The organism is Rhodovarius crocodyli, assembly GCF_004005855.1.
Lineage (GTDB): Bacteria > Pseudomonadota > Alphaproteobacteria > Acetobacterales > Acetobacteraceae > Rhodovarius > Rhodovarius crocodyli.
Genome location: NZ_SACL01000001.1, coordinates 822458 through 835111, shown reverse-complemented (window position 1 = coordinate 835111; position 12654 = coordinate 822458). Strand labels below are relative to the sequence as shown.

Genomic DNA, 12654 nt, shown 5'->3' with positions numbered 1-12654 from the left:
GTCAGTCCGGCTTCACATCCGCCGCCCGGATCACCTGGCCCCAGCGCTGCCGCTCCGCCGCCAGGAAGGCGCCGAAATCGCCCAGGCCCTCACCCGTCACCTCGGTGCCGATGCGGGTCATCTTCTCGATCACCTCGGGCGTCTTCAGCGCGGCGGCGAAGCCCGCGTGCAGGCGTGCGGCAACCGGGACGGGCGTCGCGCGCGGCAGCACGATGCCGTGCCATTGGGAGCCGCTGAGATAGGCCTTGCCCAGCTCCGCGCTGCACGGCACCTCGGGCAGCTGGGGGTGGCGGGTGCTGCCCACCACCATCAGCGTGCGCAGGCGGCCGTCGCGCTGCAGCGGCTCGATGGTGGAAACGCCGTTGAACATCATGTCCACATGGCCCGCCACCAGGTCGTTCATCGCCGCCGCGCCCCCGCGATACGGGATCAGCTCGAACCGCACCCGCTCCTCCAGCCGGAACATCTCGGCCAGCAGGTGGTGGACGGAGCCGGTGGTGGGGTTGGCGGCATTCAGCCGGCCGGGCTGGGCGCGCAGCAGGGCCAGCAATTCCTCCACCGTGCGGGCCTGCACGTGGTTCGCCACGCACAGCGCCAGCCGCCCCTCATTCACCCCGATCAGCGGCAGCAGGTCGCGCTCCGGGTCATAGGGCATCTGCGGGAACAGGAACTGGGCGATCGCCATGGGGCCGGGGGCGGCGATGCCCATGGTGGTGCCATCGGGCGCCGCGCGGGCCATCGCCTGGGTGCCGATCAGCCCGTTGGCGCCGCTGATGTTCTCCACCACCACGGGCTGGTGCAGTTGCAGGGCCAGCCCCTCGGCCACGATGCGGGCGGTGGCGTCGGTGCCGGCGCCGGGTGGGAAGGGCACGATCAGCTTCAGCGGCCGGCTGTCCTGAGCCAGCGCAGGCGTCGCCAGGCTGGCGGCCAACAGGGTGCGGCGGAAAAGCATGCTCTGGTCCTCATTGGCCTGACGCGAAAACTGTCCCTAGTATTTCACTGCACCGCAAGCAGGATCGGAGACCGGGCATGGAGCGCATCACAGGCAAGGTGCCCGCCGCGGTGCTGACTGCCCGCCAGCAGGGCATGCAGGACTGGATGCGCGACCAGGGGCTGGCCGCGCTGGTGGTGTTCGGCCAGGGCAGCGCGCCGGCCATGGCCACCCGCAGCCACGGCAACCTGCGATACCTCGCGGATTGGGACAGCGATTTCGCGCCCTCAGTCCTCGTGCTGCTGCCGGAGGGCGCGCCGCATCTCGTCACCGCCGGCATCTTCCAATCCGCCATGGCCGAGGACACCGGGCGCTTCGCCAGCGTCACCTTCGGCAAGGGGCCGGCGCTGTCCCAGGCGGTGGTGGGGCTGCTGCCGAAGGGGCTGGTCGCCATCGCGGGGCGGGACGAGATTCCGCTGGCCATCTGGCAGGGCTTCGCCGCCGCCGGCGCCTTGGAATGGCCGGACGCCACCCCCGAATTCGCCCGCCGCCGCATGCTGAAGGACGCGACGCAGATCGCCCTGCACCGCGAGGCCGCGGGCATCTGCGACGCCATGTTCGCGGCCCTGCCGGGCCTGTGCCTGTCGGGCCGCAGCACTTGGCAAATCCAGGTGGCGCTGGAGGCCCTGGCCAAGAATGCCGGCGCCGAGCTGTGCAAAACCTGGCTGACCATCGCCCCCGCCGCCGACCGCTGCCGCTTCTGGCGCGACGAGAACGCGCGCATCCCGCAGCCGGGCGACCAGGTGGCGCTGGGCATGATGGTGCTGTTCCACGGCCATTGGGGCCATGCCATCCGCACCATGCACATGGGCGCGCCCGGTCAGGCCGCGCAGGCCATGTATGACGTGGTGCGCCGCGCCTACGACGCCATGCTGGCGCGGCTGCAACCGGGGCTGAAACTGGCAGACGCCAACGCGCCCTTCGAGGCCGAAACCGGCGCCTGCCTGGAGCGCCTGGGCCACCCGCCAGGCCCCCGTGGGGAGTTCCGCTTCCGCGCCGCCCACGCGCTGGGCCACAGCTATGAGGACCCCATCGGCACCGCCGAGTTCCCCCAGCCCTATGACGGGCCGGCGGCGGTGGCATCCGACCTGCTGGTCCAGCCCGGCATGCTGTTTGAGCTGCACCCGAACCTGTTCGTCCCCGGCGTTGCCGGCGCCTCGATCGGGGACATGGTGCTGATCACGGAAGGCGGGCCGGAAGTGCTGACGCGGTATCCGACCGGCCTGACCATCATCAGTCCATCGTGACGTTGCCGGCGCGCACCACCTCGGCCCATTTCGCCGTCTCCGCCGCCACGAAGGGCGTGAACTCGGCAGGCCCCACGGCCTCCACGATGAAGCCCTGCGACGCGAAGCTGTCCTTCACCTCCGGCAGGGTCATGATCTTCGCGATCTCCGTGTGCAGCTTCGCCACCACCGGCGCCGGCGTGCCCGCCGGCGCGAACACCCCCTGCCAGGAAGTCGCGGTGAAGCCCGCCAGCCCTGCCTCCTGCATGGTCGGCACGTCGGGCAGCATGTGGTGGCGTTCCGGCGAGGTCACGGCCAGCGCCCGCAGCTGACCGTCGCGAATCAGCGGCATCGTCACCAGCATGTCCGCGAAGGAGGACAGCAGCCGCGCCGCGATCAGGTCCGTCGTCATCTGCGCGGTGCCGCGATAGGGCACATGGGTCAGCTGCGTGCCGGTGGCGTTGGCGAACATCACGCCCGTCAGGTGCATGGAGGTACCATTGCCCGGCGTGCCGTAGGTCACGCCATTGGGCTGCGCCTTGGCGGCCGCCACATAGCCCGCGACATCCGTGACGTTCATCGAGGGATGCGCCACCAGCACCAGCGGCGCCGAGATGACGCGCGTGACCGGCGCGAAATCCCGCACCGGGTGATAGGGCAGGGCGCGGAACAGGCTGACGGCGATGGCGTTGCTGCCCGTGACCCCCATCAGCAGCGTGTAGCCGTCGGCGGGCGATTTCGCGACCATGTCGGCCCCGGTGGTGCCGCCGGCACCGGGCCGGTTCTCCACCAGCACGGTCTGGCCCAGCGCCGTGCTCAGCTTCTCGCCGATGCGGCGCGCCAGCACATCGGTGCTGCCGCCGGGCGGGAAGGGCACCACCAGCCGGATGGGCTTTTCAGGCCAGGATTGCGCCAAGGCCGGCGTGGCCAGGACAGACAGGCCCAGGGCGCGGCGCCCGAACTTCAGAGACATCATGCGAGCTACTCCTGTGTGCGTGACACCGTCATTGGCTGGCTTTTCTTGTTCATGCGGCCCGGCGGAAGCGCGTCGGGCTGAAGGGGGTGATGTCGACCTGCGGCGCGCGCCCGGCGACGAGGTTCGCGACCTCGCGCCCCGTGCTGGCGGCGCCGCACATGCCCACATGGCCGTGGCCGAAGGCGAACCACACATTCTCCGCGCGCGGCGCCCGGCCGATCACGGGCAGGCTGTCCGGCAGGCAGGGGCGGTGGCCCATCCATTGGGTGGTGCGGCTGGTGTCCAGGTGGGGGAACATCTCCTGGCCCTTCGCCAGCAGGCTGGCGGAGCGCCGCCAGTCGGGTGCCGCCTTCAGCCCCGCGAATTCCACCGTGCCCGCCAGGCGCAGCCCCATCTGCATGGGGTTCACCATCATGTTGTGCTCGACCGCCATCACCGTGTGGGTCAGGGCCAGGTTGTTGCTCTGGACCGTGACGTGATAGCCGCGCTGGGTCTCCAGCGGGATCGACGGTCCCAGCTGGTTGGCCAGCTTCGCGGACCACGCGCCGCCCGCCAGCACCACGCCGTCCGTCTCGTGCCGCGTGCCGTCATCCAGTTGCACGGCACGCACGGTGCCGGATGCCATGTCGAAGCCCGTGACGCGCCGGCGCACCACCGCCGCGCCGTCCTTCACGCATTGCGCGAAGATGGCTTTGGTGAAGGCGGCGGGGTCCAGGGTGGAGCCGTTCTCGGGCGCCAGGATGCCGAAGCGGAAGCGCCCCTTCAGGTCGGGCTCCAGGCTGACGAGTTCTTCCTCATCCACGTCGCGCATGACCACGCCCAGGTCGCGCCGCAGCTTCATTCCCCAGGCCCATTGCCGCGCGGCTTCCTGCCCGGAATAGACATAGAGGCAGCCGCTGCGCCGCATCAGCCCCATCGCACCCGCGCGTTGCAGCAGGGGCTCATAGCATTCGAAGATCGGCTCCAGCAGGCCGCGCATGGCGGTGGCGATCCGCACCACCTCCTCTCGGTCCGAGGCACGCAGGAAGCGCACCAGCCAGGGTGCGACGACCGGCGCATACCACCAGCGCACCGCCAGCGGCCCCAGCGGGTCCAGCAGCCAGGACGGCACCTTCTTCCACATGCCCGGCATGCCCACCGGCAGGCAGGCGCTGGGCGAGAGGGAACCCGCATTGCCGAAGCTGGTGGCCTCGGCCGGGCCCAGCGGGTCGATGAAGGTGACGTGGTGGCCCTCACGCTGCAGCCAGGCGGCGGCGCACGCACCCATGATGCCATTGCCGATGACGGCGATCTTCATGCCCTTACCCCTACCCGCGAGAGCGGCCACGCGCAGAAACTCAAGGTGACGCCCGCCAGCAGCAGCGGCACCGCCGACCACCCCCAGCCGAAGCCCACCGCCGCCGCGATGACGGGCGGCGTCAGCACCTGGCCCAGATTGTTGCACTGGATCACGAGGCCCATGGCGGGCCCCGTCAGCGCCGGATCGGGCACCACCAGCGGCACGGTGGCGAACAGGCAGGCCGGAACCGCGCCGCCCACCAGCGACGCCGCCATGGACAGCACCAGCGCCGGCACCAGCCCCGGCGAGGCCGCGTAGCCGGCCGCCGTCAGCACCGACATGGCCGCCCCTGTGACCAGCACCAGGCGCCCGGGGTTCAAGCCGCGCCGCAGGGCCTCGCCGGCCAGCAGGTTGCCGATGACATTGGCCACCGCCGCCACCGCGCCGATGGCGCCCGCCAAGGCGAGACTGGCGCCGAAACGCTCGATGACGAAGGCGGGCAGGAAGGCCGCGATGCCGAAATAGATGGCGACATAGCTGGCGAAGCAGCCGGCCACGAGCAGCGGCCGCCGCGCCGCCACCAGCGCGCGCAGCGCGGCCAGCGGCGAGCCCAGCCCCCGCTGCGGCCCGCCCACCAGTCGCGGCACGAACACCATGGCGACCACCGCCCAGCCCAGCGCCAGCAGGCTGGCCAGCACCCAGGCGCCGCGCCAGCCCCAGGCCTCGATCAGCGGCGCGCCCAGCATGCCCATCGCGATGCCCGCCGGCATGAAGGCCGCCCAGATGGCGAGCGCCAGCGCCCGGTCGCGCGGGGCCGCGCGCTGCGCCACCAGCGTGGGCGCGGAGACGACGACGGCGAGAAATCCCAGCCCCTCGACCAGCCGCGCGGCATAGAGCAGGGGCACCCCGGGTGCCGCGGCCAGCCCGAGGCCCGCCAGCCCTGTCAGCACCAGCCCGCCCACCAGCGCGCGGCGCGTGCCCAGCCGCGCGGCCAGGCTGCCCGCCACGCAGCCCATCAGCCCGGTCAGCAGCGCGAAGAAGGACAGCAGCATCGCCGCCCCCGGCAGGCCGAAGCCGAATTCCTGCGCCACCACCAGCAGCGCGGGCGGCACCTTGCCGGTCTGCAGCGCGCCGATCACGCCGGCACCCACCAGCGCCGTGATTTCCCGCCAGTCGGTGCGCTCAACCATCGGCCTGCCTGCCGAGCGCGAACCACCAATGGATGGCCCGGCGTTCCATCGCGACGAACCCCCGGTTGAGCGCATAGCCCAGCACCGCGAGCAGGATGATGGTGGCGTACATTTCGGGCGCCCGCCCGGCGAACTGCATCATCACGAGATAGTGGCCGATGCCGGCCTCGCCCGCGATCATCTCCGCCACCACGGCCACCACCAGGGACAGGCCGAGGGCGACGCGCACGCCGGCCAGCGCATAGGGGGCGGTGGCGGGCAGCACGATGAAGGCCGCGCGGCGCAACGGGCCCACGCCGAAGGTGCGGCCCATCTGCACCGCCTCGGCCTCCACGGCGGCCACACCCTGCATGGTGTTGGTCAGCACCGGGAAGAAGGCCGTGAGGGCCACGACCGTGATCTTCATCGGGTCGTCCAGCCCCAGGAACAGCACCAGCGGCGGGATGATGGCCGGCACCGGGATGGGCCGCAGCAGCTCCACCGCCGGGCCCAGCAGAAGCCGCGTGACGGGCGCCAGGCAAAAGGCGAGCCCCACCACCACCCCCGCGATGCTGCCCGCCGCCAGCCCCGCCCCCATGCGCCACAGCGTGCCGCCGATCAGCGGCGGCAGCTCGCCGGAGGCGATGTCGTGGAACAAGGCGACGACCACGGTGCTGAGGGGCGGCCAATTCGGGCTATCGACCCAATGCAGCCGGGCCGACACCTCCCACAGCGCCATCAGCGCGAGCACCAGCCAGAGGCCGGAGCTTGGCCTCATTGCGCCGTCTTGTGGATCAGGCTGACGCTGGCCGGGTAGCGGCCCGTCAGGCCATAGCGCTGCATGGTGCCCACCAGCTCGTCGATCTCGGCGGCCGTCACGTTCTTGGCATAGGCGGGCAGGGCCACGTTGCGCATGCGCTCCATCGGCACGCGGGAGAAGTTGGAGATGAGTTCGAGCAGCGCGGGCTGGCCCAGGCGCTCATTCACCCAGTCCACGCCCTTGTGCAGCGCGCGGGCCCAGCGGTCGAAGATCTCGCCGTTGCGGGCCAGGTCCGGGCCCATGCCCACGTAATGCGCGTTGGTGCAGCCGGGCTGAGTCTCGCTCATCGGCCAGCCGATGCGCTCGATCTGCCCGGTCTCCAGCGCCGCGGCCACGAAGGGTTCGGAGGAGATCACGGCATCCACCCGCCCGCCGATCAGCGCGTCGGCCATCTGCGGGAAGGGGATCTCGACCGTGTTCACCTTCCGCCAGTCGCCGCCGGTCTTTTCCACCCAGGCCATGCCGCGCAGCCAGACGATGTTGTTGCGTGTGTTGCTGGCGATGCGCTTGCCCTCCAGATCCTTGCCGGAACGGATGCCGCTGTCCTTGCGCACCAGCACGGCCAGGATGTCGGGCGGGCCCTGGGTCGCGCGGGAGGCACCGGAGATGAACTTGAACTCCTGCCCCTCTCGCACGCCCAGCATGGTGGACACGCCGTTGGAGAACACGGCGCGGAACTGCCCCGCGATCAGCCCCGGCAGGCCGGTGGCGCCGCCAGCGGTGGTGGAGGTGTCGATCTCGATCCCCTCCGCCGCGAAATACCCCTGCGCGATGGCCGCATGCAGCGGCGCCACATCCAGCACCGGGATGACGCTGACGCGCATTTTTGTAAGAGCCTGGGCGTTGAGCGCCGGGGTGGCCAAGGTGGAAGCGCCCAGGCCCATCAGGGCGGCGCGGCGGGTGGCTTGCGTCATCACTTGGGTCTCCGTCATGGTCAGCGGCGCTGCCAGAACAGCGCACGCCGTTCCGCCAGCAGGAAGATCGAATTCAGCAGCAGGCCCAGCACGGCCAGGATGACCAGCCAGGCGTACATCTGGCGCAGCTGGAAGCTGCGCTGCATGTCCAGGATCAGGAAGCCGAGGCCGCCCTGGCCGGCCAGCATCTCGCTCAACACCGCCAGCACCATGGCCAGGCCCAGCGACACCCGCATGCCGGCCAGGATGAAGGGCAGGGCGGCGGGCAGGATCATGTGGCGCAGCGTGTGGCCCAGGCCCCAGCCATGGGTGCGCGCCGCATCCAGCATCACGCGGTCCACGCCGCGCACGCCCTGCAGCGTGTTCAGCAGCACGGGGAAGGTGACGACCAGCGTGACGGAGGTGATCTTCATCGCGTCGTCGATGCCCAGGAACAGCATCAGCGGCGGTACCAGCGCGGATTTCGGGATGGGGCGGATCAGCTCCACCAGCGGCTCGAACAGGCGGAACATCGCGGGCGAGATGCCCATGGCGGTGCCGAGCGCGACCCCGATGGCGCTGCCCAGGAAGAACCCCGCGAAAACCAGCTTCAGCGTGGAGAGCAGCGGCGGCAGGAACTCGCCGGTGGAGAGCAACTCCCACAGCACCTCGGCGGTGGCGCTGGGCGGCGGCAGCAGGGCGCGGCGGATCATGCCGGCATCCACGGCGAATTCCAGAAAGCCGATGACCAGCACCAGCACGAGGATGCCCGGGCTATGCCGCATCGCGCGCCAGCAGCCGGTTCAGCAGATGGTGCCGCAGCTCCAGGAAGCGCGGCGCCTCCCGCGTGGCAATCGCATCGCGCGGGCGGGGCAGGCCCACCTCGATCACCTCGCCGATCGTGCTGGGGCGGGGCGTCAGCACGGCGATGCGGTCGGCTAGGAAGATCGCCTCCTCCACGTCATGCGTCACCAGCATCACGGTCAGCCTGCGGCGCGCCCAGATATCCAGGATCAGCGATTGCAGCTGGATGCGCGTCAGCGCGTCCACCGCGCTGAAGGGCTCGTCCATCAGCAGCAGGGCGGGTTCGGCCGCCAGCGCCCGGGCGATGGCCACGCGCTGCTGCATGCCGCCCGAGAGCTGCCAGGGGTAATGGTCCCCGAACCCCGCCAGCCCTACCGAGGCCAAATGTTCGTCCGCCGCCGCGCGCGCCGGTTTGCGGCCGAGGCGATGCTCGGTCGCGAAGGCCACATTGTCCCGGCAGTTCCGCCACGGCAGCAGGGAGCGGTTGTATTGCTGGAACAGATAGACCGCCTCTGGCGGCGGGCCGGCCACGGCGCGGCCGTTGATGCGGGCCTCGCCCTCGCTGGGCGTGGCAAGCCCCGCGACCATCTGCAGCAACGTGGACTTGCCGCAGCCCGAAGGGCCCAGCACGGCCAGGAACTCGCCCTCGGGCACCTCCAGCGAGATGCCCTGCATGATCCGCGCGGGCGCGGCCCCGCCCGGCTGCGGGTAGAACTTTCCGAGTGCGTCCAGCCCCAGGAAGGCCATCGTGACCTCCCTAAAACAGCTCGAAATATTCCCGGTGTTCCCATTCCGAGACCTCGGCCTCGAAACGCGCGATCTCGGCCCGCTTCAGCCGCAGGTAGTAGTCGATGAAGCCATCGCCGAAGCTGTCGCGGATCAGCCGGTCGGCATCCAGCGCGTCCAGCGCCTCGGCCAGGCTGCGCGGCAGCAGGGGGGCCTCGGCCTCATAGGGGCGGTCGGCGCTGGGCCCGGGGTCCAGCTGCTCCGCGATGCCGGCCATGCCGAAGGCGAGCTGGCTGGCGATGTACAGATACGGGTTCGCCGCCGGCTCACCCACGCGGTTCTCGATACGGGTCGCGGGGTCGCCCAGCCCGCCCAGGGCGCGCAGCATCACGCCCCGGTTGTCGATGCCCCACAGCGCGCGGTCGGGCGCCAGGGAGTTCGCGCGATAGCGGCGATAGCCGTTCAGCGTGGGCGTGGCGAAGGCCGCCGCCGCGCGCGCATGGGCCAGCAGCCCGCCCATGTAGTGGCGTGCCTCGGGCGAGAGCATCTCGCCCTCACCCATGAAGGCGTTGCGGCCGGTGGTGATGCGCTTGATGGACTGGTGCAGATGCCAGCCGCTGGACATTACCTGCGGGATGCGCGGGCGGCACATGAAGGTGGCGTGGTAGCCGTGCCGGCGCGCCACCTGCTTCACGGCGGAGCGGAACAGCACCATCAAATCGGCGGAGCCCATGCCCGGCAGGGCAGAGAAGGTGAACTCCACCTGGCTGGGGCCGAACTCCACCTCGATGGAGCGCAGCGGCAGGCCCAGCGCCTGGACCTCGCGGCGGATGATCTCCACGGCGGGGTCGAGCTGGTCGTAGCGCAGCTCGGTCAGGTAATTGTAGCCCTGGGTCAGCAGCGCGACCTCGGGCGGGGTGCCGGGCTGGCCGGCATCGGCCGGCGACAGCTTGGGGTCCAGCAGCTTGAACAGGTGGAACTCCACCTCAAGCCCGGTGATGAGCTCAAACCCGCGGGCTTCCGCGCGGGCCAGCTCCTGCTGCAACAGCGCGCGGGTGGCGAAGGGCGCCACACGCCCGTCGGGCATATAGGCATCGCACAGCATCCAGCCCGTGTGCGGCGCCCAGGGCAGCACCTTGAACGTGCCGGGATCAGGGATCAGCACCAGGTCGGCGGCACCCTGCATCGAGGTATCGCCAAGCCCGCCGCCCGGCGTCCAGACCGGAAACACCGTGCGGTGCGAGGTGTCCTTCAGCAGCAGCGTGGTGGTCATGGCCACGCCGTTTTCCATGGCGCCGCGCGCCTCTGCGGCGACCAGCGTCTTGCCGCGGAGGATGCCGTGCTGGTCCGGGAAGGCCAGGCGCAGCATCTCCACGCCGCGCGCCTCCATTTCCCGCAATACCTCCGCCCGCTGGGCGGAATCCGAGAGGGAATGCCGTGCGACGAAGCTCACGCGCCGGTCACTCCGCGGCCAGGGCGGGCGGCGCCCAGGGGGCGGCACCGCGCCGGCGGGCCACCGCCTGCTTCCAATGCGCTTCCCATGTCTCGGCCGGGGCCATGCAGTCGATGGTGGAGGGGCCGGTCAGCGCCCCGGTCGCCTCGCCCTGCATCAGCGGCGGGCGGCGGCCTTCCTCGATCGCGGCCATGGCGCGCAGCAGCAGGCGGCGGTTGGCGGCGATCGCCTTGTCGGTGCTGGCCAGGTGTTCGCGCGTGCGGTCCTGGATGCGGCCCTGGCTTTCCACCGCCCACTGGTCGTGGACGTTGATGTCCTCACCCATGCCCGTGTAGGTGCTGTGCGCCTGCTCATGCGGGTCGAAGCCGTAGTCGTTGGTGGCGTTCTTCTTCGGCAGGTAGTCAGGCAGGGAGTAGCTGTCGAGGCGCTGCGCCCGCATCTGGGCGCGGTCCACGGGGCCCGCGAAGCTGGTGAAGATCGCGACCCAATAGCAGTTCTCGTCATCCACCGGCATGTGCCACTGGGTGATGGTCATTTCCGCGCTCATCGGGATGACGAAGGCGGTGGGGAAGAAGCTGTTGGTTACCCGCACATGGGTGGTCTTCTCGTTGATCTCGCGCAGGGCATAGACGCGCAGGCCGTGGTCGGTGTTCTCCACCTCGATGCGCGGGCGCGGGAACTCCCGCAGCACATAGGTCATCGGCAGGTCGGACCCGTCGGAGGTCGCGCGGAACTGCTTGCCATAGGCCTCGGCCTCGTCGCCATCCTCGAAGAAGCGGTGCAGGAAGCTGGCATGGGCGGGGTCGATGCCGACCTCCAGCGCCTGCAGCCAGTTGCACTCGATCAGCCCCTTGAAGGCGAAGGTGTGGGTGTCGGGCGCGGCGAAGCAGTCGAAGGCGGGGAAGGGCGCGGGCTCCATGTCACCCAGCCAGGCGAAGATGACGCCGGAACGCTCCACCACCGGATAGCTCTTCTGGCGGATGCGCTGGCACAGGGTGCTGCCCTCGGGCTCGGCCGGGGTGTCCAGGCAGGTGCCCTTGGTGTCGAACAGCCAGCCATGGAAGGGGCAGCGCAGCCCGCCATCCTCCAGCCGGCCGAAGGCGAGGTCCGCATTGCGGTGCGGGCAGTCCCGGTCCAGCAGGCCGAGGTTGCCGGCCTCATCGCGGAACAGCACGAAGTTCTGGCCCAGGGCGCGCACGGGGCGGATGGGGCGCTCGCCCGCCACCTCATCGGCCAGGGCGATGGGCTGCCAATAGTGGCGCAGCACGGCGCCCCCCGGCGTGCCGGGGCCCACCCGCGTCAGGCGGTCATTCTGTTCGGCGGTGATCATTCGCGTCTTCTCCCGCTGGCGGCGGCGAAAGGGAGTGTTCGCAGAGCGAACATATGTGCGATGATAGCGAGACGGTTTGACGCGCATCAACGGTGAAGCCGTGCACCGCAACAGAAGAAGGATGCTGGCCCTGCCCCGATTGCGCGAAGCTGATGCGCAGCTGCGCAAAGCAGCGGCAAATGGCCCGGATTTCCTGGAGGCATTGGCCCGCGGCCTGGCCGTCATCCAGGCCTTCGGCGTGGAGCGCCGGCCGATGACGCTGGCCGAGATCGCCCGCGCGGTGGACCTGCCCCGTGCCACGGCCCGCCGCGCGCTGATCACGCTCGAAGCACTCGGCCATGTCGAGAGCGACGGCAGGCTGTTCCGCCTGACGCCGCGCGTGCTGACGCTGGCGGCGGCCTATCTGGGTTCCAACGGCGTCACCACCGTGCTGCAGCCGGCGCTGGAGGCCCTGGCCCTGGAGCTGGGTGTGGCCTGCAGCGCCGCCGTGCTGGACGGGCCGGATGTGGTGTTCGTCGCCTATGCGCGGGCCACCCGCATGCCCAGCCTGTCCTCCATGATCGGGGAACGCCTGCCGGGCTTCTGTTCCGCCCTGGGCCGCGTGCTGCTGGGCGCGATGGAGGATGCGGCGCTGGACGCCTTCCTGGCCGGGCTGTCGCCCCAGCCCGTGACGCCCCACACCGTGCTGGACCCTGCGGCCATCCGCGCCGCCATCCTGGCCGCGCGCGCCGACGGCCACGCGCTGGTGGAACAGGAGGCCGAGCAGGGGTTTCTGTCGCTAGCCATCCCGCTCAGGCGCTTCGACGGGCGGGTGGTGGCGGCGGTGAATATCGGCTGCCCGGCAGGGGGCGGCGGCGCCAAGGCCAGACTGCTGGCCATGCTGCCACGGCTGCATGAGGCGGTGGCGGATGTGTCGGGGCAGATGGTGTAGTATTCTTCTTTTTCTGTAGAAAAAGAAGCAAAAAGACTTTTGTGAGTTTAGTGGTG

12 protein-coding genes are annotated in these 12654 nt (G+C 70.6%); 2 read left to right on the top strand and 10 right to left on the bottom strand.

The features are described 5' to 3' along the window. Position 1: 1 nt before the first annotated feature. Entirely contained in the window at positions 2–952 is a 951-nt protein-coding gene (locus EOD42_RS04020) for a Bug family tripartite tricarboxylate transporter substrate binding protein (protein WP_127786115.1), read from the bottom strand. A 77-nt stretch (positions 953–1029) separates the two neighbouring features. Between EOD42_RS04020 and EOD42_RS04015 the strand changes: the two genes are divergently transcribed. After that, entirely contained in the window at positions 1030–2238 is a 1209-nt protein-coding gene (locus EOD42_RS04015; RefSeq protein WP_127786113.1) for a M24 family metallopeptidase, read from the top strand. On the opposite strand, the gene EOD42_RS04010 is transcribed toward EOD42_RS04015, so the two are convergent. Genes EOD42_RS04010 through EOD42_RS03970 form a run of 9 tightly spaced genes read right to left on the bottom strand, consistent with a single transcriptional unit; the run spans position 2225 to position 11667 of the window. Continuing rightward, a complete protein-coding gene (locus tag EOD42_RS04010) occupies positions 2225–3193 on the bottom strand; it encodes a Bug family tripartite tricarboxylate transporter substrate binding protein (RefSeq protein WP_206020229.1) in 969 nt (322 codons plus the stop codon). The two genes, EOD42_RS04015 and EOD42_RS04010, sit on opposite strands and share 14 nt — an antisense overlap. A 49-nt stretch (positions 3194–3242) precedes the next feature. Continuing rightward, positions 3243–4490 (bottom strand): NAD(P)/FAD-dependent oxidoreductase, encoded by a 1248-nt coding sequence (locus tag EOD42_RS04005; RefSeq protein WP_127786111.1) that lies wholly within the window; start codon positions 4488–4490, stop codon positions 3243–3245. After that, on the bottom strand, positions 4487–5662 hold the full coding sequence (locus EOD42_RS04000; protein ID WP_164867770.1) for an MFS transporter: 1176 nt from the start codon (positions 5660–5662) through the stop codon (positions 4487–4489). Before EOD42_RS04000 ends, EOD42_RS04005 begins: the two co-directional genes overlap by 4 nt. Continuing rightward, positions 5655–6419 carry an ABC transporter permease gene (locus EOD42_RS03995; protein ID WP_127786107.1) on the bottom strand — a complete coding sequence of 255 codons (765 nt, stop codon included), beginning with the start codon at positions 6417–6419 and terminating at the stop codon, positions 5655–5657. The genes EOD42_RS04000 and EOD42_RS03995 overlap by 8 nt, the downstream gene beginning before the upstream one ends. Next, complete coding sequence (locus EOD42_RS03990; RefSeq protein ID WP_164867769.1) at positions 6416–7375, bottom strand: ABC transporter substrate-binding protein; 960 nt, start codon at positions 7373–7375, stop codon at positions 6416–6418. The genes EOD42_RS03995 and EOD42_RS03990 overlap by 4 nt, the downstream gene beginning before the upstream one ends. A 20-nt stretch (positions 7376–7395) precedes the next feature. After that, positions 7396–8139, bottom strand: coding sequence for an ABC transporter permease (locus EOD42_RS03985; protein ID WP_127786103.1), 744 nt, complete (start codon positions 8137–8139; stop codon positions 7396–7398). Next, positions 8129–8905, bottom strand: coding sequence for an ABC transporter ATP-binding protein (locus EOD42_RS03980; RefSeq protein WP_206020228.1), 777 nt, complete (start codon positions 8903–8905; stop codon positions 8129–8131). Before EOD42_RS03980 ends, EOD42_RS03985 begins: the two co-directional genes overlap by 11 nt. 10 nt (positions 8906–8915) lie before the next feature. Next, the gene (locus EOD42_RS03975) at positions 8916–10337 is read right to left on the bottom strand and encodes a glutamine synthetase family protein (protein WP_127786101.1); all 1422 of its coding nucleotides are present in this window, start codon (positions 10335–10337) and stop codon (positions 8916–8918) included. A 7-nt stretch (positions 10338–10344) separates the two neighbouring features. Next, on the bottom strand, positions 10345–11667 hold the full coding sequence (locus EOD42_RS03970; RefSeq protein WP_127786099.1) for an aromatic ring-hydroxylating dioxygenase subunit alpha: 1323 nt from the start codon (positions 11665–11667) through the stop codon (positions 10345–10347). 139 nt (positions 11668–11806) lie between these two features. On the opposite strand from EOD42_RS03970, the gene EOD42_RS03965 reads away from it, so the two are divergent. After that, positions 11807–12598 (top strand): IclR family transcriptional regulator domain-containing protein, encoded by a 792-nt coding sequence (locus EOD42_RS03965; RefSeq protein WP_240654870.1) that lies wholly within the window; start codon positions 11807–11809, stop codon positions 12596–12598. Positions 12599–12654 lie beyond the last annotated feature (56 nt).